Origin of the sequence: Roseibium sp. SCP15, assembly GCF_040329435.1 — a bacterium.
In the GTDB taxonomy this organism is placed as follows: Bacteria; Pseudomonadota; Alphaproteobacteria; order Rhizobiales; family Stappiaceae; genus Roseibium.
The window spans coordinates 539,779-561,155 of record NZ_JBDZYI010000001.1; the positions used below are offsets into that span (position 1 = coordinate 539,779).

At 56.1% G+C, this 21,377-nt stretch carries 20 protein-coding genes; 12 read left to right on the top strand and 8 right to left on the bottom strand.

Going from position 1 to position 21,377, the window contains the following annotated elements; genetic code table 11:
- Positions 1 to 36 precede the first annotated feature (36 nt).
- Complete coding sequence (locus tag ABLO27_RS02455; RefSeq protein ID WP_353030217.1) at positions 37 to 786, top strand: SDR family oxidoreductase; 750 nt, start codon at positions 37 to 39, stop codon at positions 784 to 786.
- 124 nt (positions 787 to 910) lie between these two features.
- Positions 911 to 1,423: a GNAT family N-acetyltransferase gene (locus ABLO27_RS02460; protein ID WP_353030219.1), complete on the top strand. Its 513-nt coding sequence runs from the start codon at positions 911 to 913 to the stop codon at positions 1,421 to 1,423.
- A 10-nt stretch (positions 1,424 to 1,433) separates the two neighbouring features.
- Here the strand turns inward: ABLO27_RS02460 and ABLO27_RS02465 are convergent, their stop codons facing one another.
- From ABLO27_RS02465 to ABLO27_RS02485, 5 genes are all read right to left on the bottom strand, one after another.
- A complete protein-coding gene (locus tag ABLO27_RS02465) occupies positions 1,434 to 2,381 on the bottom strand; it encodes a bifunctional helix-turn-helix transcriptional regulator/GNAT family N-acetyltransferase (RefSeq protein ID WP_353030220.1) in 948 nt (315 codons plus the stop codon).
- A gap of 129 nt (positions 2,382 to 2,510) precedes the next feature.
- Positions 2,511 to 3,428 (bottom strand): fatty acid desaturase, encoded by a 918-nt coding sequence (locus ABLO27_RS02470; RefSeq protein ID WP_353030221.1) that lies wholly within the window; start codon positions 3,426 to 3,428, stop codon positions 2,511 to 2,513.
- 148 nt (positions 3,429 to 3,576) lie between these two features.
- The gene (locus ABLO27_RS02475) at positions 3,577 to 7,539 is read right to left on the bottom strand and encodes an efflux RND transporter permease subunit (protein ID WP_353030222.1); all 3,963 of its coding nucleotides are present in this window, start codon (positions 7,537 to 7,539) and stop codon (positions 3,577 to 3,579) included.
- Positions 7,536 to 8,639 (bottom strand): efflux RND transporter periplasmic adaptor subunit, encoded by a 1,104-nt coding sequence (locus ABLO27_RS02480; protein ID WP_353030223.1) that lies wholly within the window; start codon positions 8,637 to 8,639, stop codon positions 7,536 to 7,538. The genes ABLO27_RS02475 and ABLO27_RS02480 overlap by 4 nt, the downstream gene beginning before the upstream one ends.
- Before the next feature lie 25 nt (positions 8,640 to 8,664).
- Positions 8,665 to 9,225 (bottom strand): helix-turn-helix transcriptional regulator, encoded by a 561-nt coding sequence (locus ABLO27_RS02485; protein WP_353030224.1) that lies wholly within the window; start codon positions 9,223 to 9,225, stop codon positions 8,665 to 8,667.
- 329 nt (positions 9,226 to 9,554) lie between these two features.
- Between ABLO27_RS02485 and ABLO27_RS02490 the strand changes: the two genes are divergently transcribed.
- Positions 9,555 to 9,893, top strand: a complete 339-nt coding sequence (locus ABLO27_RS02490) for a hypothetical protein (protein ID WP_353030225.1) — start codon at positions 9,555 to 9,557, stop codon at positions 9,891 to 9,893.
- Between the two features lie 42 nt (positions 9,894 to 9,935).
- Here the strand turns inward: ABLO27_RS02490 and ABLO27_RS02495 are convergent, their stop codons facing one another.
- Positions 9,936 to 10,085: a hypothetical protein gene (locus tag ABLO27_RS02495; protein ID WP_353030226.1), complete on the bottom strand. Its 150-nt coding sequence runs from the start codon at positions 10,083 to 10,085 to the stop codon at positions 9,936 to 9,938.
- Between the two features lie 281 nt (positions 10,086 to 10,366).
- On the opposite strand from ABLO27_RS02495, the gene ABLO27_RS02500 reads away from it, so the two are divergent.
- Positions 10,367 to 10,801, top strand: coding sequence for a hypothetical protein (locus tag ABLO27_RS02500; RefSeq protein ID WP_353030227.1), 435 nt, complete (start codon positions 10,367 to 10,369; stop codon positions 10,799 to 10,801).
- A gap of 4 nt (positions 10,802 to 10,805) precedes the next feature.
- On the opposite strand, the gene pcaF is transcribed toward ABLO27_RS02500, so the two are convergent.
- Complete coding sequence (gene pcaF, locus ABLO27_RS02505) at positions 10,806 to 12,011, bottom strand: 3-oxoadipyl-CoA thiolase (RefSeq protein ID WP_353030228.1); 1,206 nt, start codon at positions 12,009 to 12,011, stop codon at positions 10,806 to 10,808.
- 129 nt (positions 12,012 to 12,140) lie between these two features.
- Positions 12,141 to 13,538, bottom strand: coding sequence for a mannose-1-phosphate guanylyltransferase/mannose-6-phosphate isomerase (locus ABLO27_RS02510; RefSeq protein ID WP_353030229.1), 1,398 nt, complete (start codon positions 13,536 to 13,538; stop codon positions 12,141 to 12,143).
- Between the two features lie 171 nt (positions 13,539 to 13,709).
- On the opposite strand from ABLO27_RS02510, the gene ABLO27_RS02515 reads away from it, so the two are divergent.
- The 8 genes from ABLO27_RS02515 (at position 13,710) to ABLO27_RS02550 (ending at position 21,334) form a co-directional block, all read left to right on the top strand.
- A complete protein-coding gene (locus tag ABLO27_RS02515; RefSeq protein WP_353030231.1) occupies positions 13,710 to 14,549 on the top strand; it encodes a metal ABC transporter ATP-binding protein in 840 nt (279 codons plus the stop codon).
- Positions 14,539 to 15,366 (top strand): metal ABC transporter permease, encoded by an 828-nt coding sequence (locus tag ABLO27_RS02520; RefSeq protein ID WP_353030233.1) that lies wholly within the window; start codon positions 14,539 to 14,541, stop codon positions 15,364 to 15,366. Before ABLO27_RS02515 ends, ABLO27_RS02520 begins: the two co-directional genes overlap by 11 nt.
- Positions 15,363 to 15,773 carry a Fur family transcriptional regulator gene (locus tag ABLO27_RS02525; protein ID WP_353030234.1) on the top strand — a complete coding sequence of 137 codons (411 nt, stop codon included), beginning with the start codon at positions 15,363 to 15,365 and terminating at the stop codon, positions 15,771 to 15,773. Before ABLO27_RS02520 ends, ABLO27_RS02525 begins: the two co-directional genes overlap by 4 nt.
- Positions 15,774 to 16,006: 233 nt before the next feature.
- The gene (locus ABLO27_RS02530) at positions 16,007 to 16,588 is read left to right on the top strand and encodes an NnrU family protein (RefSeq protein WP_353030236.1); all 582 of its coding nucleotides are present in this window, start codon (positions 16,007 to 16,009) and stop codon (positions 16,586 to 16,588) included.
- 199 nt (positions 16,589 to 16,787) lie between these two features.
- Complete coding sequence (locus ABLO27_RS02535; RefSeq protein WP_353030237.1) at positions 16,788 to 17,471, top strand: tetratricopeptide repeat protein; 684 nt, start codon at positions 16,788 to 16,790, stop codon at positions 17,469 to 17,471.
- On the top strand, positions 17,468 to 18,820 hold the full coding sequence (locus ABLO27_RS02540) for a PQQ-binding-like beta-propeller repeat protein (protein WP_353030238.1): 1,353 nt from the start codon (positions 17,468 to 17,470) through the stop codon (positions 18,818 to 18,820). Before ABLO27_RS02535 ends, ABLO27_RS02540 begins: the two co-directional genes overlap by 4 nt.
- Positions 18,821 to 19,016: 196 nt before the next feature.
- Entirely contained in the window at positions 19,017 to 20,444 is a 1,428-nt protein-coding gene (gene der / locus ABLO27_RS02545; RefSeq protein WP_353030239.1) for a ribosome biogenesis GTPase Der, read from the top strand.
- Between the two features lie 92 nt (positions 20,445 to 20,536).
- Positions 20,537 to 21,334: an inositol monophosphatase family protein gene (locus ABLO27_RS02550; RefSeq protein WP_353030240.1), complete on the top strand. Its 798-nt coding sequence runs from the start codon at positions 20,537 to 20,539 to the stop codon at positions 21,332 to 21,334.
- The last annotated feature ends 43 nt before the right edge of the window (positions 21,335 to 21,377 follow it).

Here is a 21,377-nt window from a genome sequence, read left to right on the forward strand (position 1 = left end):
TCAAATAGGCATCCTCAATCAAATGAGGAGCCAGAAATGTTACACGGAAAAACCATTCTGATTACCGGAGCCAGCAGCGGAATTGGCGCTGCAGCTGCGAAGCTTTTTGCCGAGGCCGGGGCGAACCTGGTACTCGCAGCTCGGCGAAAGGCCCGGTTGGAAGAGGTCAGGGCCTCCTTGCCAGATGCCGCGGGCCGGATTGCGATCTTTGCAGGTGATGTGACCGATCCGGAATTCTCAAAAGCTTCGGTCGACGTTGCGATTGAGACCTTCGGCGGGCTGGACGGTGCATTCAACAATGCGGGAACCCTCGGAGACTTGGGGCCTGTTTCGGACATGGATCTCGACACTTGGAACCATGTGGTCACCACCAATCTCACCAGCGCCTTTCTGGCGGCAAAACACCAGATACCGGCAATGAAAACCGTCGGCGGAGGGGCGATTGTTTTCACATCGACTTTTGTCGGTCACACGATCGGTTTGCCTGGAATGGCCGCCTATGCAGCCGCAAAGGCCGGGTTGATCGGGTTGACGCAGGTGCTCGCCGTGGAACATGGCACAGAGAACATCAGGGTGAATGCGCTTTTGCCTGGTGGTACAAAGACAGAGATGGCCGGAGATGATGCTGCCTTCCACGAATATATTGCCGGGCTGCATGCGCTCAAGCGAATGGCTCAGCCGGAAGAAATTGCCCGAGCTGCACTGTTTTTGCTGTCTGACGCCGGTTCATTTGTGACCGGGTCCGCAATGCTGTGTGATGGTGGCAACTCGATCACCAAGGCCTGATTGCAAGCAGCGACCTGACGAGATCGAATTGCAGACCAAATTGACCGAAGAACGATGTTCCGGACATAGTCTTTCCAGAGCTTTACATGGATTGAATGCGAGGTGAGACGTGAGCGGAGAACATATGTTGCGAGCATGCTCCATTTCCGATTTGCCGGTCTTGGAGGTTCTCTATCGAGCAGCTTTTCCGGATGAGGACTTGATGCCGCTGGTTCGCAGTCTTTTGGAATGTGAAGACCGCGTCTGTTCCGAGGTCGCTGTCATCAATGGTGACATCGTGGGGCATATTGCATTCACGATGTGCACCGTCGAAACGAGCTCACTACCTGTTGCGCTGCTTGGTCCGCTTTGTGTGCTCCCTGAATACCAGAAACAGGGAGTTGGAAGCAGGCTTGTCCGCAGCGGGTTGGAAAAGTGCAGGGAACTGGGGGCGGTCAGCAGTCTGGTCTTGGGCGATCCGCTCTACTACAGCCGGTTTGGCTTCAGGCCGGAAACGGGCGTGTCAGCACCATTTCCGTTGCCCGAAGAATGGCAGGAGGCTTGGCAGTCAGTGGAGTTGAATGAATACGGCGCCGGGTTGAAAGGAAAACTGGTGGTTCCGGTCCCCTGGCAGGAACCTGCGCTATGGGGACCGTGAATGTGGAACGTCAGGGTTTGCGCCGAATAAACATCTGTTCGGTTACGGATTTGCCCCACTGATCTCCGACATATTCGTCAGCCAGTTCAAAGCCGTTTCTTTCATAAAGGCTGCGGGCCGCATCCAGGCCCTTCAGGGTCCAAAGATGGATTTCTTCAAAGCCGTGTTCATCGCAGTGCACAAGGGCCTTGAGCAGGAGATCTTTGCCCAGTCCCAGGCCTCGAAGCCGCTCTGAAAGAATGAACCAGCGCAAATGCGCAATGTTGTTTCCAAGGTCTTCGCCATCAATGCTGATGGATCCGATGATCTCGCCGTTTTCCACCACGCACCAGCTGTTGTTTACAGGATTGCCGATCCGGGGCATGAATTCGGCCATCGCGTTTGAAACAACGCTTTCAAAGGTCGGCCCCATGCCAATGATGGGACCGTGGGTTCGGGCGTGAAGCGCGGCGACATCTCCGATCATACCGGTCTGGTAGCCTTCGACAATCTCGTATGTGTGCGCCGTGTCGGCATTGCTTTCCTGGTCCGGTGAAAGGGCGTCCGCATAGGCTGCAAGGGTTTCAGCCACAGCCTGCGCATTGCTTCCCCGAATGCGTGAGAGCGCCCCATGTACCTGGTCATCGCCGAACCGGTCGATGGCTTCAAGTGTCTCTTTCCCGACGTCTGTCAGGCTCAGACCAAAAGCCCTGCCATCGGTATCTGATCTGGTCTGTTGGATTTCCCCTCGATTTTCCAGTGACTTCAGAAGGCGGCTGATGGTCGATTTCTCGAGTTTGAGTTTCGCTGCAAGGTCCTTTGCGGTCAGGCCCGGATTGAGGCCGATTTCAAGAACGGCGTGCACACCGGAGGCGGACAGATCCGTTCCAGCGATCGTCTTGTCGAGAAACCCAAGTTCACGCACCAGCTGTCGCGAGGCGGCGCGGATATCGTTGACGAGAATGGGGGAGGCAGACATCGTGTAAATTCCATATAGTTGTATTAAGCAACTATATTCCTTGTCGGTACCGATTGGCAAGATGTTTCGGGTCCTCATCGACGCTCTTTCGATGTGGGGAGGGGCGCCAAGTGGCGTTCGAACCTGCGTTCAGGAGTTGGGATGGGAGGTTTCTTTACCTCTGAAGCCGGAAACGTAGTCCCGGTGAAACTGCCGGTAACCGTCCGACGTGGAAGCCAGATGACTTTCGATGAGTTTGTGCAATATCGGCAATTTGAAGAATGGAACAGCCGGATAGCTGTGGTGCTCCGCGTGATAAGGCATGTTCCAGGCCAACCTGCGCACAAGAACATTTGTGGCCGTTGTCCGGCTGTTTTCCAGCATGTTGGCGACGAATGGGCAGCGGCCGTGTTCGGCAAGCAGGTAGAGACGCAGGAACGGCTGGCCAAGGAGACAGGGAATAATCCAGACGTAAAGAAGAAGATCGGACCGGACGGCGACCGAGAAGAGCGCGAGCGCACAGTAAAGAGCCAGAGAGACAATTGCCTCACGCTGAACTTTCTTGCGTCCCGAAGAGGGAACAAAGCCGTCGCGGCACCCTCCCATGGCGTTGCTTGCCAGGGTGCGTATCTCACTTGCCCAGGTCGGAAGACCGCTCACATGAACGATGTATTGCCGCCAGCTTTCAGGTTTGCCTCCGGCAAGTTCCGGATCGTTATCCGGATCCTGAGTATGTCTGTGATGGGCAAAGTGAAAGTATCTGAACCAGTTCGATGGAAGAAGGATCAGGAAGCCACAAAGCTTGGCCACCCAGTCATTGATCCAGACTGTCTTGAAGGCCGTGCGATGGATGGTTTCGTGAAGCAACGTGAACAAAAACATGATCAGGATGCCTTGAAGCACCATGAACAAGGGCCAGCCCGGAACGCCGTAAGCGATCATGCCGCCGAAGATTAGAATGCCGCCCAAATGCAAGCCGAGGGCAAGAAGCCCCTTGCTGTCTGATTTTTCTGTCAGGTCAGCACGCTCTTTTGCCGATAGTCCAGCTATGAACTGGCGATGGTCCATGTCGTACTTTCTTCTCGATCCCTGGCAAGGGTGTCCTTTTGAAAACAGTCTTGCAAGGCTGATTGAAAGGAAACGATGTCAGGAGCTCAAACAGGAAGGGGCTGCGCAATGCGCAGCCCCTTCGGATCTTAATCGGAATGTAGACGCTCTACTCCGCCGCGTGCGGCAGTTCCTCCTGTTGCGGAACCTTGGGCGGCGCAGGTTTGGGCATGGAGACGACTTTGGCAGCAGGGCGTTCTTTTTCCTGCTCCGGATCTGTCCATTCCACGTCCTGATCCACATTTGGCTCGCCGCCTTCGCTTGACGGAACGGTTTCGGCCGTTTCGGCGTCTTTCTTCTTGAACCAATTCCAGATTGCCCAGAACGCCCTGACCCAGGTGCTCGGAACGGCAATCATGACCGGGATCATGATCAGCGTCAGGATCGTTGAGAAAGCGAGCCCCGAAATCACCGCCGTGGACAGCTGGATCCACCAGATTGCGGTGATACCACCCACTGCAACGGTTTGGGTGAAGAAGTCCAGGTTGACGGCGGTTGCCATCGGGATCAGGCCGATGATCGTCGTTACTGTTGTCAGCAGAATCGGACGGATACGCTGACCGGACGTCTTCAGGATTGCATCCAGCGGTTCAAAGCCATCGTGGCGGAAGCGGTTATAGGTATCGATCAGAACGATGGCGTTGTTCACCACGATACCGGCAAGCGCCACGACCCCGGTGCCTGTCATGATGATCGAGAACTTCTGTCCCGTCAGCATCATGCCCAGAAGCACACCCATCACAGACATGACGACAGTCGAGAGCGTCAGGAACGTCTGGTAGAACGAGTTGAACTGGGTCAGCAGGATCAGGAACATCAGGAACAGGGAGGCGACCATCGCCTTCATCAGGAACTCGCCCGATTCCTTCTGGTCCTCATCGGCGCCACGGAACTGCAGGAAGACATTGTCAGGGAAGACCTGAGCCTCCAGCCATTCGTTCAGTTCCTGCACCTTGGCATCGACCGTAACCGGCTTGCCGTCCTCGTCCGTTGCGCTCTGGTCGACAGTCGCTTTCACCATCATCGAGTAGAGACCGTCACGCCGGGTGATCGAAGACACCTTCTGTTCCGGTGACCGGTCGATGAAGTTGGCAATCGGCACCAGGCCGAGCGGCGTCTGCAAACGCAGCTGGTCGAACCGGTCGAGCGTGCGCTCGTCGGCTGGCAAGCGGACGCGAATGTCGACTTCGTCTTCCGAGTCCGTCGGACGATACTTGCCGATCAGGACGCCATTGGTCACAAGCTGAACCATGTTGCCGACGGAACCGATGCCCGCCTGGTAGCGGCCAGCCTGTTCGCGGTCGATGGTGATCTGCCATTCGATGCCGGGCAGGGGACGTCCGTCTTCCTGATCGAGCAGGTTCTCCATCTGGTCCAGGTGAGAGCGGATGCGGGCAACCTGCTCCACCATGGTGTCGTAGTCGGTCGACTTGACTTCCAGCTGGATGTCCTTGCCGGTCGGGGGGCCGCCTTCGATCTTCCGGGTCTCAACCTTGATGCCCGGAATGTCTGCGGTCCTGTCACGGATTTCAGCGAAAATGTCTACAGCTTTTCGGCGGCAGCAATATTTCGCCAGCTCCAGTGACATTTCGCCGATCACGTCAGCCGGCTTGTCCTGTACGCCGCCGATGAACTGCGGACCACTGCCACCTCCCGGAGGGAAGGCAGAGGTGATGACATTCTGAATACCGGCAACCTGAAGCACCTGAGCTTCAACCTGTTCGACAATCTTGAGCGATTCCGCGGCGGACATGTTGCCACGGGCGGAAACCATAACCACTGCCTGGTCCGGCTCCTCATCAACGAAGAACTCGACACCCGTCGGGTTCGACGCAAATGTGAAGAGAATCCCGACGCAGGCGCCGAGAACGACGACAATTGTCAGGATGTTTCCAAATGGGTTACCTGCCAGAAGCTTTAGGTGACGCACATACAAGCCTGTAAAGCCTTGAACTGTGCTTGCATCAAACTGAAGCTCTTCAGGTTTGTCGCTGACAGATCCGCCATTGCGGCTTCCAAAGCTGAGTTTTTGGCGGATACCGTCAAAGACCCATTCGAGCAGGTGAACCAGCGGGGAGATAGTCTTGTAAGCTGCCCAGATCGCAATCAGAGTCAATGCACACAGAACAAGATAGAAACCGACATTCAGCGCAATCGGGTGCGTGAGCACCGCAAGTGGCTTCGCCAAGCCTGCCAAGGAAGCAAACAAAGACCCAATTGAGTCTGTAATGATCGCCGGACGACTCGTTGCCAGGAAATAGGCAAAGTAAGCTGCAAATCCGATCGCGACTGCTTCGAAAACTAGCGACACGAACGTCACAGAACGATGCCGCTTAACGGGCTTCTGCTTTTCTTTGGCGACTCTGGACGTGATCAGTCGTCTGTACCACCGAACGAAAGGCCGAACCGTAAAATACGACGCGACCGTCACTGCGGCAAAAACCGCTAACGCAGTCAATCCAGCGAGCAGATAGGTAACGAAACTTTCGCCAAATGTACTTGAAGGGTCAATGCCAGAGATAAAGTACAGCACGGTCATTACTGCCGCGACGACTCCAAACACGAATGCCAGCACACCTGCGGCGTTTCTTGCAATAAAGTGTGTGGTTACCGCAAAGATGCCACCGGTTACCGGCAGGAACACCATGGCGGTCAGCAGAGCGGCCGTCAGGACGATAATGACCATGATCGGCAGGTAGCTCATGAACTCGCCGGCAACGCCTGGCCACAACAACATGGGCAGGAACGCCACGAGGGTGGTCGCGGTCGAGGAGACAATCGGCCAGAACATCAGCTTGGCGGCGCGGATGTAAGCCTCGCGGTCCTCCATGCCTTCATGCACCTTGCGGTCGGCATATTCGACCATGACGATGGCGCCATCAACGAGCATACCGACGGTCAGCACGAGACCGAACATCACCATGATGTTCACCGTGTAGCCCATGCCTGACAGGATCAGGAAGCCGACCATGAACGAGGTCGGGATAGCAAGGCCGACAAGCAGAGCAGAACGCAGCCCAAGCGCCGCCAGAACCAGGATCATCACGAGGAAGATCGCCGTCATGATCGAAGACTGGAGCGACCCCAGAACCTCGAAGATGTTCGACGACATGTCGATCATGTAGTCGACCTGGATCGTTTCCGGCCAGTCCTTGGACGCTTCGTCAACAACCGCGCGAATGGCAAGGTTGTTCTCGATGATGTTGGTGCCGATACGCTTGGTGACATCAAGAGCGATTGCCGGCTTGCCGTTCACGCGCGTGTAGCTGTCAGCATCCTTGAAGGTGCGGCGGATTTCAGCCACGTCGCTAAGGGTTACAACACCTTCGCCAGACTGCTTGATCGGCAGAGAGTAGACATCAAGCGCGGTCTCTACGAGGCCGGGAACCTTGACGTTGAAGCGGCCCTGTCCGCCGTCGATGTAACCTGCAGGAACCAGCTGGTTGTTATTGGCAAGCGAGGTCAACAATTCCTGCTGGGTGATCGCGTAGGATTCGAGCTTTTCGGAATCGATCAGGACTTCAAGCAGCTCCTCGCGGTGTCCCTTGAGGTCCGCGGAGCGTACCGTGTCGATGGCCTCGACCTGATCCTTCAGCCGCCGGGCATGCTGGTAAAGCGTGCGTTCGGGTACGTTGCCTGAAAGCGCAATCGTGATCGTCGGAACCAGCGCAAAGTTGGTTTCCGAGATTGTCGGTTCTTCAGCGTCGGCAGGAAGCTCACCCTTGGCGGCATCCACCTTGTCGCGAACATCTGCAAGCGCTTCGTCCTTGTCGAACGAAATGTCGAATTCAAGGACAATACCCGCGTGACCTTCGGAGGCGATCGCGGTGATTTCCTTCAACCCGTCAAGACCGCGCAATTCCGTTTCCATCGGACGGATGAGCAGGCGCTCGGCGTCTTCTGGGGAAATGCCCTGTTGCTGGATGGAGACATAGAACACCGGAACGTCAATGTCCGGGCTGTCTTCCTTCGGAATGTTGATATAGCTGAAAACCCCTGCGATCAGGAGCGCCAGCATAAGCACGAATACCGTCTTGGGACGCCGCAGGACGCCTTCGAGCATGTTTATCATTGGCTGACCTCAGCGGTTTCAAGAACAGGTTCCACAGTTTCGCCGTCGCCGACATATTCCTGGCCAACAACAATGACGGAAACCTTTTCAGGAAGTCCGCCGACCCACAGACCGTCGTTCTCTCCACCCAGAACTTTCACCGGGTAGAAGGCGGTCTTGTTGTCTTTGCCAACGGCACGAATGCCGACCTGACCGTCGTCGTTCAGCGTCAGGATTGCGGGAGAAATCTTGTGTGCTTTCTCTACCGGCAGCGGCAAACGTGTAACAGCGGTGACACCGTCACGCGCACGCCCATCCGGGTTCGGCAACTCCACCTCTACACGGAAGGTCCGGGTATCAGGGTTGGCGGACGGGGAGACGTAGCGAACCTTGCCGTGAAGCGTTTCACCCGTGACCAGCTGCACATCGGCGGGCATGTCGAGCGAGATCTGGCCAATGTTGAGTTCGGAAACCTGTCCGATTGCAATCATCGGGTCCGAATTCACAACGGTTGCGCAAATACCGCCATTGGAAAGCTGAGCCCCGATTTCCGCCATCGGGCTTTCGATGACACCGTCAATCGGTGACCGGATAATTGTGCGCTCGAGCTCAAGTTCGGCCTCTTTCACCCGAGCTGTTGCCGCATCGAGCAAAGCCTGTGTGGCCGCCGCGCGTGTCTGCGCGGTGAAGCCCTTGTTCGCAAGCTGTGTTGCCGCGGTGTGATCAAGTTCAGCCTGAGCAAGTGCCGCCTTAGCTTCGAGAATTCGGGCCTCACGGGTACCTGCATCCAACTCACACAATATGTCGCCGGCAGAAACCCGCGCACCTTCGCGTACTGGACGTCTGACGACATCGTCGGTCGTTTCGGACCGCACAGCCACCTTGGCTTCAGCTTCGGTCCGCCCGCGAACCTCCAGAACAGCCTGCCGGTCTTGAGCCGTCAGTTCCAGAACCTTCACCCGGAAAATGCTGTCAGTCCCTTCGGCAATTCGGTCTGCCGGAGCCGGCGTCGCATTTTCACCGTCGCCAACACCACCGACAACGACTGACCCGCTTGACATCCAGATGCCGATACCAACGGCAAGACCCGCCGCCAAAATATATGAAAACTTCACGTGCATTCTCTCGTTACTCCGAAACTCTGGCTTACTCGGCCGCCGTTGCAACAGGCTTGGCGGCGTCTTCAGCAATCTTGATCAAGGCCTCGCCGTGCTCTTCCAGATAGGCGAGGGTAAAATTCATGCAGGCAATGCCGTAATTCTGCGTCCAGCTGGACCCCGGGTGACTGCACCCTTCCTTTTGCTGGCTGCATTCGGTCAAAAGCCGCAATTCTTCCTGAACTTGTGCCTTGCGCCGCTCCAGGGCGCGCCGGATGACATCGGGCGGCAGTTGCGCTGCGTTCAGCGCAATCAGGAGAAAGGGAGACTTGAAGGTATCCTTCGCCTGTGGCTCGCACAGGGAACTGATGAATTCGGTCCGGCCTGCCTCGGTGATCGAGTAGACCTTTCTGGCAGGTTTGCCCGCTTGGGGTTCTTCACGAACCGTCACTAGACCTTCCGATTCCAGCCTCGCAAGCGCCGGATAGATGGAACCAAAGCTCGCATCTTCGAAATAGCTGAACCGGCCGTCGGTGGATTCCTTCCGGATTTCATATCCGGTCGCATCCCCGAAGGACAGAATTGCAAGGCACAAGCTGCGTACGCTCATTTGCTTCTCCGTGCACGGGAGCGTCCTCCCGGCGTGGCGGGCTTCTCTGTGGTTGCAATTCGAATCAGAACACCAATTCGAATTGCAGGAAGCTGCATATGTTGGCTCGATATATCGGTCTAATATATATCATTTCGCAAGCAATCAAGGGTGCGATGCACAAAAACTGAGAAGGGTAAATGGAGCGTAAGGACTGTCAGACTGCAGTACACTGTCCTATTTTACAGGTTGTAGACTTGGTGGAGGACCGACTACGCTTTTCGTTGGGTTTGCCCCGGCCGTGAGGTGTGTCGCGGAAAAAGCCAAACGGAAAGAAGGAGTTCCCTTTCATGAGACTGCCGAAGGACCCTCTGTTCAGGCTCTTGTTTGTCAATGGAATAGCTGGTGTCGCGATAGCAATTCTCGTGCTCGTCGGAATTTTCTGGGCGAATATCGGAAATCTGCGCACTTTGGTGGCAGCTGCGGAGGATCCCGTTCTTCCTGTTCTCATGCTTGGTTTCGGTCTGGTGATAACGCTCGGGTCCGTGGTTATCGGATCTGCAATCATGTTGCTCGGTGACAACAGCGGGGGAGGCGGTACTCGCCGAATAGCTCCGCGTTTCAAGTTTGAAAACGAGCTTCGGGCTGTCCCGGTCGCAGCTGCCAGCAGACGGAGAAGCCCGCGCTAGCCGGCAACTGTCTTGAAGAGGTCGGGAAGCTTTCGCAATTACTCATTCAACGAATCCGCGATAGATCGCATTGGATTGGGCGCTGCTTGGGTGAGGTGGCCCCGCATCCGCGAAAAGGAGCATCGTGGCAGCCAGCAAGAGAAGCAATAATCCGGTCGCGGAAAGCTTCAAATCTCCTGAATTGTCGGTCACGCCAATCTCCGTTCCAATTGCACGGAAGGTACCCCAAAAGGCGCTAAAAACGCGGTAACTCAGCAATTAAAAATTTAGATTTCCTTGCGCTGGAGAGCGTGAATTCTCGGAATTGTGCGCTGTATGGAAGGGCACCATCTGCGGCTATGACGCCCCTGCAGACGTTAACTATACTACTTAAAATACAACTTAAAACTGAAGAATGGCAGTTGCCTATATCAAACACATCAAATACGACCATAGATAGCTTAACGGTTTGTTAACCTGTGCTTGGGGTTGTGATGCGTTTTCTAGTCAGAAATTTGCATGTATTTGTATTTGCTTTCTTTTCCCTGCTTGCAGCAATTGTGGTGTCCGGTGACCCGCAGCAAGCAGTAAAGGTTGTGCGTCCTTTGGTTGAAGACGCCGTCGAATTGAAGAATCTGGCGCACGGTGCCTACACAGAGGTCAGGCAGGTCAGCTGGCGCAAGGCGGCTGACGAAGCGGTCTCTCTTTACGTTGCAACGATGCGCATGCCGACGATGTTGTTCGAACGGCTTGCTGAGAGATTGCAGGAAGTTGAAAAAAAGATGTCTCACCAGGCAAAAGGCGACACGCTCGCACTTGCAGCAGAAAGTCTGCAACTGCGCAAGGTGAGCTTTGAACCTGTGGGGCCGTCAGGTGGCCGAAACCAGTTTCCGGGTGTTGCGCGCGCTTCCGCTGGCCCTCATCTTTGAAAGCTTAAACTGAAGCCAGGGCGACGGAGATCCCCTGGCCGACGCCAATGCACATGGTTGCAAGGGCCAATTTTCCCCCGCGTTTTTTCAGCTCGAGTGCCGCTGACCCGGTGATCCGTGCTCCCGACATTCCCAAAGGATGACCGAGTGCAATCGCACCGCCGTTCGGATTGATGTTTTCGCTATCTTCGGCAAGTCCAAGATCGCGCATCACGGCAACCGCCTGAGCTGCAAAGGCTTCGTTGAGTTCAATCACGTCGAATTCGGAAACGGCGATTCCCAGGCGAGCACAAAGTTTGCGCGTGGCAGGAGCCGGACCGATGCCCATAATCCTGGGAGGCACGCCGGCGGTTGCACCACCGACAAGTCGGGCAATCGGCTTCAGATTGTGTTTTTGCACCGCTGCTTCCGACGCAATCAGCAGGGCTGCTGCGCCGTCATTGACACCGGATGCGTTACCTGCGGTCACCGTGCCGTTTTCACGAAATGGCGTCTTGAGGCCTGCAAGGGACTCAAGAGTTGTACCGGCTCGTGGGTGTTCGTCCTTGTCGACCAGCATCGGATCCCCTTTGCGCTTGGGGATCATGACCGGAACAATTTCTTCAGCAAAACGTCCGGACTCCTGCGCAATGGCAGCCCGTTGCTGGCTTCTAAGCGCGAAGGCGTCCTGATCCTGACGGGAGATGGAGAATTCCTCGGCCACATTTTCTGCCGTTTCCGGCATGGAATCGATACCGTATTGGCTTTTCATCAATGGGTTTACAAAGCGCCACCCGATCGTTGTATCGAAGATTTCTGTGCTTCGGGAAAAGGCCGTTTCTGCCTTGGGCATGACGAAGGGCGCGCGCGACATGCTTTCCACGCCGCCCGCAATCGCCAGATCCATTTCTCCGCTTTTGATTGCTCTTGCGGCAGTCATCACGGCGTCCATGCCCGATCCGCACAGCCGGTTGAGCGTCAGCCCCGGAACGGTATCCGGCAAACCGGCAAGCAGAGACGACATTCGTGCAACGTTCCGGTTGTCTTCGCCTGCTTGGTTGGCGCACCCGAAAAAGACATCATCGACATCGGCCCAATCAGTGTCGGGGTTGCGTTCCATCAGGGCTTCGATCGGAATGGCACCCAAATCGTCTGCACGCACCGAAGAAAGCAAGCCGCCGAACCTGCCAATCGGAGTCCGGACATAGTCGCAGATAAAGACGTGGTGCATAAATTTGTTCCTGATCGTTGCGCGCATCGCGATAGTTCAATGGACCAAAAGCGGTAATGTGCGCCAAGTCTTGCCGGAAATCCGTCTGGAAGGCAAGAACGTGTCACACCTGCGACGGGTTGGTTGTTCTTATTGTGATGTGTCCGAGTGGCGAAGGATGTCGTCTTCGTCAAGATAGGTGCCGGACTGCACTTCAATCATCTGAACCGGAATTTTGCCGGGATTGTGCAGGGTATGCTGCGCTCCGAGAGGTACGTAGGCCGATTGATTTTCGGTCAGCAGTCTTTTCTCGCCATTGATGGTGATTTCGACCGTACCGGAAACGACCACCCAGTGTTCCGCACGGTGCAGGTGGCTCTGCAGGCTGAGGCGCTTGCCCGGTTTGATCATCATTGATTGGACCGCGAAACGATCTCCCGCATTGATGCGCTCGGTGTAGCCCCAAGGCTTGTATGCTCGCGGATGCCGGTTAACTTCGTCACGGCCTTCCGCTTTCAGTTGCTCGACAATCGTCTTGACGTCCTGGGCCTTGTCCTTGTGCGCAACGAGAACGCTGTCCCCGGTGGCAATAACCATCACGTCGTCAAGGCCGATAACGGACACCAAGCCCTGTTCTGCATAGGCCAGGCAATCCTTGCTATCCAGAAAACGGGCGTCTCCCAAGCCTGAATTGCCGTTTTCGTCTTTCTCAAGCACGGTCCAGATGGCCGACCAGGATCCAAGGTCATCCCAATCCGGAGCAACTGGAGCACAAACGACATTCTGCGCGTTTTCCATGATCGCATAGTCTATGGATATGTTCTCAAGCTGCTCAAATCCAGCCGCATCGAGCCTGGTGAAATCCAGGTCACTGTGGCGGGATTTCATGACTGCGACGATATCCTGATAGAGCTTTGGCTGATATTTCTTGAAAGCATCAATCATCGTCTTCGCGCTATAGAGGAAAATGCCTGCATTCCAGACATAGCCACCATCTTTTACAAATGATTCAGCCCGGGCGAGATTTGGCTTTTCAACGAAGGCATCAACCTTGCGCACGGGCGCATCACCGGCGGCGACCTTGATGTATCCGTAGCCGGTGTTCGGTTCTGTCGGAGTTATGCCGAAGGTGACGATTTCTCCAGCCCGCGCTGCAACTTCAGCGGCCGTTACAGCCTCCAGAAAGACATCTTCCTTGCCGATAAGGTGGTCTGACGGCAGCAGGAGAATTAGGGCCTCCGGATCGGTTTCGGCAGCAATCAGGGCGGCCATGAGTGCCGGTGGTGCCGTGTTTCTTCCGACCGGCTCCAGAACAATCGCATTGGCGGCGATGTCAAGTTCCGAGAGCTGTTCTCCAATAAGGAACCGGTGGTTGTTGCTGCCGATTACGATTGGCGCGCTGAACCCCGGATGATTGACCCTTCTGCATGTTTTCTGAAAAAGACTCATGCCGTCAAACAGAGGCAGAAACTGTTTCGGCCGGTCGGTCCGGGAAAGTGGCCACAGTCTGGAACCTACGCCACCAGAGAGTATGCACGGAAATATCATCGGCCGATCCTGAATCAGATGTGAGATTGAAAGAATACTGCAACCACTAATGCTTTGGGACTGTTAAACATCGCTGAATCATGGTGCAAGCTGTGGGCTTGACTGTTACTTGTGTAATAATATAACGCCAAAGTTTGGTGCCGCAGCTCAGCAGGACGGATTACTTCAACTATGACAGGTTCAAAAAACCAGCTGGTTCGATTGGAACGGGCAGGGGTCCGCAAGGGGGGCGATTGGCTCGTTCGCGGTGTTGATCTGTCTGTTTCCAAACGTGAAATCGTCACTCTGATCGGGCCCAACGGCTCCGGCAAGTCGACAACTGCCAAAATGGCACTCGGGATTTTGAATCCTTCCGAGGGTAAATCATTTCGCAACAAGGGACTGAAGGTTGGATATGTCCCTCAAAAACTGACGATTGACTGGACATTGCCGCTGAGTGTCGGGCGGTTCATGCGACTGACGAACCCCTTGTCGGACGCAGACTGTCGAAGAGCCCTGGCGCAAACAGGTGCTGAACGGTTGCTCAATGCGGAAATGCGAACATTGTCCGGCGGCGAGACGCAACGCGTGATGCTTGCGCGAGCTATTGCCCGTTCTCCCGACCTTCTTGTATTGGACGAACCCGTCCAGGGAGTGGATTATGCCGGTGAAATCGCGATCTATGATCTGATTTCCGAGATCCGAAACTCGCTCGGGTGCGGCATTTTGATGATCTCGCACGATCTGCACGTCGTCATGGCGGCCGCTGACCAGGTCATCTGTCTGAACGGCCATGTGTGTTGTCGCGGAACACCTTCGGATGTAAGCAAGAGCGATCAATATCATGCTCTGTTTGGTGCACGAGCCGGAGCAGGACTTGCAGTCTATCAGCACCATCACGACCATGTGCATTTGCCGGATGGTCAGGTTCGTCACGCTGATGGGACGATGTGTTCGGATTGCCCGGGGGAGCACCATGATCACGCCCATGACGGCCAGCCGGCAAAAACTGGAATGACCGATGCTCGATGATTTTTTTACCCGTGCACTCGTTGCAGGCGTCGGTGTCGCTCTTGTGGCGGGCCCGCTGGGCTGTTTCATAATCTGGCGGCGCATGGCCTATTTCGGCGACACTCTGTCCCATGCGGCGCTGTTGGGTGTCGCACTCTCTTTGCTGCTTGAGGTGAACACGACGCTGGCTGTCGGTGCGGTATCCGTCGTGATTGCCGTGATGCTGTTATCCCTGCGCCGCAGTGACACCTTGTCATCCGATGCGATCCTGGGATTGCTCTCCCACTCAGCCCTTGCGCTTGGTCTGGTCAGCCTCGCATTCATGACCTGGGTACGTGTCGATCTTCTCGGGCTGCTGTTCGGGGACATTCTGGCTGTTACCAGACTGGATATCGCGATGATCTACGCTGGTGGCGGGTTGGTTCTGCTGGTGTTGGTGTTGGTGTGGCGCCGGCTTTTTGCCGCGACCGTCAGCCCTGATCTTGCTGCTGGAGAAGGACTTAAGCCGGAACGTGCGGAACTGATTTTCATGCTCCTCACCGCGGTGGTCATCGCAATTTCACTGAAGATTATCGGCGCTTTGCTGATCACGGCCTTGTTGATCATTCCGGCCGCGGCGGCGCGCAGACTGTCGGCCACACCCGAGCAGATGGCTGTTCTTGCGGCTATCGCCGGGGCGGTGTCTGTTGTCGCAGGCCTCTATTCGTCTCTCAATTACGACACCCCTTCCGGACCTTCCATTGTGGTTGCCGCGATGGTGCTGTTCATAGTCAGTCTTGTCCCCGGGGGGATTCTTGTGAGAAGGAATAGAACGAAGATACAAGGAGATCGTTCGTGACAGCCCATGCATCGCATCCTGAATTGACGAAAAACCAGGCTCTGGTGTTCGGCTCCCTGTCAGATGCAGGAGGGCCGTTGACAGCCTACGCGATTCTCGACCTGCTGCGTGAAAATGGGTTCCGGGCTCCATTGCAGGTCTATCGGGCGCTCGACAAGCTGGTCGAATATGGGATGGTGCATCGCCTTGAGAGCCTGAATGCCTTTGTCGCTTGCAGTCACAAGGGCTGCTCCGGCCATGGAACGGCTGCGTTCGCGATTTGCGAGAAATGCGGCGATGTCAGAGAGTTCACGCCGGATGAAGCGATCAGCTTGCTGAGAAACTGGACTGAGTCGCGCGGTTTTCAATTGTCCAGAACGACGATTGAGTTGCGTGGAACCTGCAAGAACTGCTCGGTGGCAAATTGAAGGAACGCGTCCGTTCCAGAAAAAGTATCTATTTTCCAGCGCGATAGGTGACTGAAAGTCTCTTCTTCCAAGGTCACAGTATCCAACATTTCGCAAGTTCTGAAGTGTGTCGAAAACCCCGGTTGCAGCTGTCCGGTACGCCTCCTATGTTCCCGAAGCGGTTGAGATGAGAGGACCGCAACGGCTGCAATCCCTCTGTTCGGATCTTGCAGGCGGGAAGAGGGAGAGCATGCATGGCTTTGTTGATTGCCGGACTGATTTTGTTTTTGGGTGTTCACACCTTGCCGATGTTTTCGGCTGTGCGCGGATCGTTAACTGAAAAACTCGGTGAAAACGGTTACAAGGGGCTGTTTACGCTTGTTTCAGTGGTCGGTCTCGGCCTGATTATCTACGGTTATGGCGCCGCCCGCGCTGAAGGTCCCCTGCTTGTTTACGATCCGCCGTTCTGGTTGCGGCACGTCACCATGCTGCTGATGGTGCCGGTGTTCATCTTCCTTGTCGCAGCCTATGTACCTTGCAAGATCAGACGTGCGCTGAAACATCCGATGCTTGTTGCAATCAAGCTTTGGGCCTTTTCGCATTTGCTCGCGAATGGTGACCTTGCATCGGTGTTGTTGTTTGGCGGTTTCTTTGTATGGGCGATTGCAGACCGTATTTCGGTCAAGCGGCGAGGACTGGGAGTGCCTCAGGCGGCAGGTGCCGTGGCAGTGCCGGGAAAATACTCGGATATCGGAGTGATTCTAGCCGGACTGGTCCTCTACGGATTGTTCGTCTGGAAGCTGCACGTGCTTCTGATCGGTGTTCCGGTGGGGTAATTGGAATTTTGAGGCAAAAATTCCCCGGATTTGTGTCTTTTCGTGTGTGTTTGCCCCACTTGCGCCACGAAGGGTAGCTTTAAGCCCGATCAGGGAATTGCCCGATACGTATCAAATGGATAATGTGCGCCACTCAAACAGGGGTGACGATCCGGCCCTCGTGCCGGAACGATAGAGTGAATGCAGGAACAAGACACGCATGTCTGACATTTTTCGTGAAGTCGATGAAGACATCCGCCAGGAGAAATACCGTCGGCTTTGGGATCGTTTCGGTCCATGGGTAATCGGCGTTGCGGTTTTGATCGTGATTGGCACAGGTGGTTATCGCGGTTGGCTCTATTGGCAGGAACAGCAATCCCAAAGCGCTGGTGACAGGTTCTTTGAAGCGGTTCGCCTGTCTGAAGACCAGAACTATCAGGAAGCTGCGGCGATTTACGGCGAGCTGGAAAGCTCGATCGGTGGCTATCCGGCCCTTGCAAGGCTGCGGCAGGCAACGGATCTTGCCAATGCCGGAAAGAGCGCTGAAGCGCTTGCAGAATTTGATGGCCTTTCCAATGACAGCAGCCTGATGGACGCATTGCGCGATGTCGCGGCGTTGCGTGCGGGATACCTTGCTGTTGACCTTGAAGATTACACCGCTGTGGCTGACCGCGTTGAGAGATTGACCGGAGACACCGGTCCGTTTCGTGCAGCAGCACGTGAGCTTCTTGCTTTAAGTGCTTGGAAAAACGGTGACGCCGCAACCGCCCAAAAGTGGATCGCCGCACTGGAAGAAGACCAGCAGACCCCGGTCGACGTGAACCGGAGAGTCTCGCTGCTGGCTGATGTAATTCGTGCTGGCGACGGCAGCGCGACGACAGATGGCGAAGGAAGCAATCAGTGATTTTTGCGACAGTTTCTCCCGGCGCGCGAGGCATGTTTGGGGTCCTTGCGTTGTCTTTGGTTCTGACCGGGTGTGGATCGGTAAGTGAGTTCGCCAGCAACGTGAATCCGTTTGGCAACGAAAAGACGTTGCCGGGTGAACGCCAGCCGGTGTTCGATGGGGCGGATCCAGCGACCGAAGCGCTTGGTTACACTGCCAAGGTTGGTCCGGCGACTGGCGGGCAGACCTGGCCGACGGCCGGTGGCGGGTTGACGAACGATCCGGGGAATGTCGCGGTATCCGTGTCCGGCAACAGGGCCTGGCGGTCGCAGGTAGGCGCAGCTGGACGGGGACTGACATCATCCGCACTACGCGTGTCGGCTCGTCCTGTCAGCGATGGCAGCCGGATTTACGTCTATAAGCCCAATGGTGAAGTCGTTGCGCTGTCGACCGGTGGTGCCCGGCAATGGACACAGAACCTGCGCCCTGAAGGTGAGCGTGACATCGGCCCTGGCGGCGGGGTGACGGTCTCCGATGGCGTGGTCTATGCAGCGACCAGCTATCGGGAAGTTGCAGCCCTTGAGGCCGGATCCGGACGTGTGATCTGGAAAGCGGATATCGACACGCCGGCACGTGGTGCTCCGGTTGCAGGTGGGGGGCATGTTTTCGTGGTGTCCCAGTCGAACGAAGTTTACGCCCTGTCACAGTCTGACGGCTCGATTGCCTGGACCTATGCAGGTATCGAAGAGACCGCGGGTCTTTTGTCGGCCGCCAATCCGGCGATTTCCGGAAACCGCGTGATCGTTCCGTTCTCTTCCGGTGAAATCATGGCCATCAACATCAAAACCGGTGAACCGGAATGGATTGATGGTGTGTCGAGAGGCTTCAGAACGCTTGCGCTGTCAGGCCTTGCTGATGTATCAGCCAGCCCAGTTGTTGCGGGCAACACGGTGTATGCCACCGGCGTGGCCGGACGGACTGTGGCTGTAGACACGCGTACGGGCCAGCGCCGCTGGGAACAGGATCTGGGCAGTGTTCACACGCCTGTTGTCTCGGGCAGCGCGGTCTTCATGGTCGATCTGGATGACCGCATGGTGGCGCTGGATCAGAAGAACGGCGAAACCCTGTGGGCAACTTCACTGCCTCGTCCGGAGAAAAAGAAGCGCCGCCGGAATTGGGCCGGACCGATTTTGGCCAATGGAACGCTTGTTGCTTTCTCCAGCGATGGCCAGATCGCAATGGTTGATGCCGCTTCCGGCAAGATCATGATGACGGAGCGGACCAACACGGATGTCTTCGTGACGCCAATTGTTGCGGGTGGGCGCGTTGTTGTGCTTGCTGGCAACGACGGTGTTGCAGCGTTCAACTAGGTCGGGGACCTGGAGCAGCATCCATCGGATTGAGACGCATGTGCGCTCGATCCGGTTGGATAATGTTGCTCAATCACATTATTAATGCGGACAAAACCGTCTCGTCAGGCAAGGGCTCATGGCTCTGCGTGACGAGACTTTGTCATAGCTATCAAGGACAGGCCACAGGCTGGCCTGCCTGTCAGGAGTAACTGCCGTGGGCGCAACTGTCGCCATTATCGGACGGCCGAATGTCGGCAAGTCCACCCTGTTCAATCGCCTGGTCGGAAAGCGACTGGCGCTGGTTGACGACACTCCCGGTGTAACGCGCGACAGACGCCCTGGTGAGGCACGTCTTGGCGATCTGCGTTTTACGATCGTCGATACCGCCGGACTGGAGGAAGCGGACAAGAGCACCCTGGAAGGCCGCATGCGGCGGCAGACCGAGGAAGCCATTGAAACCGCCGATGCCGTGTTGTTCATCATCGATGCTCGCGCCGGCGTAACGCCACTTGATGCTCATTTTGCTGAAGTGGCACGCAAGACCACCCGTCCGGTCATCCTTCTTGCCAACAAGGCTGAGGGTCGGGCGGGAGAAAGCGGGCTTTACGAATCCTATTCACTCGGGCTTGGTGATCCGATTGCGATTTCCGCTGAGCATGGTGAAGGCCTTGCAGACCTCTATGACGCCCTCAAGCCTCACGTTGACCGTGTTGACGAAGAGGAAGAGGCCAAGCGCGAAGAAGCCATCACCAATGTCGATGTCGACGAAGATGGCGAAATCATTGACGAGGAAGATCCGGCGGGTACGAAAGAACGCCCGCTGCGGGTTGCCATCGTGGGTCGCCCCAATGCCGGAAAATCAACCCTGATCAACAAGATGCTGGGTGAGGACCGGATGCTGACCGGACCTGAGGCCGGTATCACGCGCGATTCCATTTCAGTCGACTGGACCTGGCGTGATCGCCATATCAAGCTTTTCGACACGGCGGGTATTCGCAAGAAGGCTCGCGTTCAGGAGAAGCTGGAGAAGTTGTCTGTCGCCGATGCACTGCGCGCAATCAAGTTTGCCGAAGTGGTCGTCGTGACGCTGGACGCCACCATGTCCTTTGAGAAGCAGGACCTGCAGATCATCGACCTGGTTGCACGCGAGGGCCGGGCGCTTGTCATCGCGATCAACAAGTGGGACTTGATCGAGGACCGGGAAGCGGCCTGGAAAAAGATCCGCGACGCCAACGAGCGCTATTTCAATCAGATCCGTGGGGTGCAGATTGCGACCTTGTCCGGCATTCAGGGGCAGGGACTTGATCGGCTGGTAGAGAGCGTTTTCACGGCCTATGAGGCCTGGAATTCGCGCGTTTCCACTTCGAAACTGAACCGCTGGCTTGATCGGGTGACGGTAAACCATCCGCCTCCCGCTGTTGCCGGTCGCCGGGTCCGTTTGCGCTACATGACCCAGCCAAAGACCAGACCACCGCATTTTGTGGCCTTTTGCTCCCGTCCGGAGCAGCTGCCAGAAAGCTATACCCGCTATCTCGTCAATTCGTTGCGCGAGACCTTCAAAATCCAGGGTACACCAATTCGCTTGACTTACCGAAAGGGTGAAAACCCCTATGCGGTTAAGAAAAAGCGCAAAATTCAATAGCCGATTTCCGGTCGATATGGGCTGCGACTGGAAGTGTAACTGCTCCCAGCCCGTTTCGACTGCGTTGTTTCTGTCCCTAGAGGAGATAATTTATGGTTTCCGAACGGCTCGCTTTCGCGGAAGAACTGGCTCAAAAGGCCGGTGAACTTGGTCTGGAGTATTTTCAGAAGCTGGACACTCTGACGATTACGCAAAAGGGCCATCAGGACCTTGTCTCCGAAGCCGACCAGAACGTGGAAACGCTCATTCGCAAGGAACTTGCCGAACATTATCCGGAAGACGGCATTCTTGGCGAAGAACATGGCATGGAGGAAGGGTCCTCAGGATATACCTGGGTTACCGACCCGATCGATGGAACCGCAAATTTCGTTGCCGGCATTCCGCAGTGGTGCGTGATCATTGCATGCGTGCATCAGGGGCAGGTCATTGTCGGTGTCATTCATGATCCGGTTTCCAAGGAAACGTTCACGGCAGCTGCCGGGCACGGTGCGTTCCTGAATGGCAAGCCGATCAAGGCCTCTGACAGCCAGAGCCTGACAAACGGCTCCGTCGGCGTAGGGTTCAACGGTCGCACCGCTGTGACCGATGCGGTCAATGCGGTCGGCGCGCTCGTCTCCAAGGGCGGTGTTTTCTTCCGCAATGCCTCTGGCGGCCTGATGCTGGCCTATGCCGCAGCGGGCCGCCTAATCGGCTATGTGGAGTCCCACATGAATGCCTGGGACTGCCTCGCCGGCATGTTGATCACCAAGGAAGCCGGCGGTGAGATCCTCGAGCAGGACATCAATCACGCACTCTACCATGGAGCCCGAGTAGTCGTCGGCGCTCCGGGCGTGTTTGACGATATCAAGGATATTGCCGAAAGCTCATTCGCGCCATTTGAAACGGCCTGACTGCGAACGTCACCGGACAGGACACAGACGCGTCCTGTCCGTT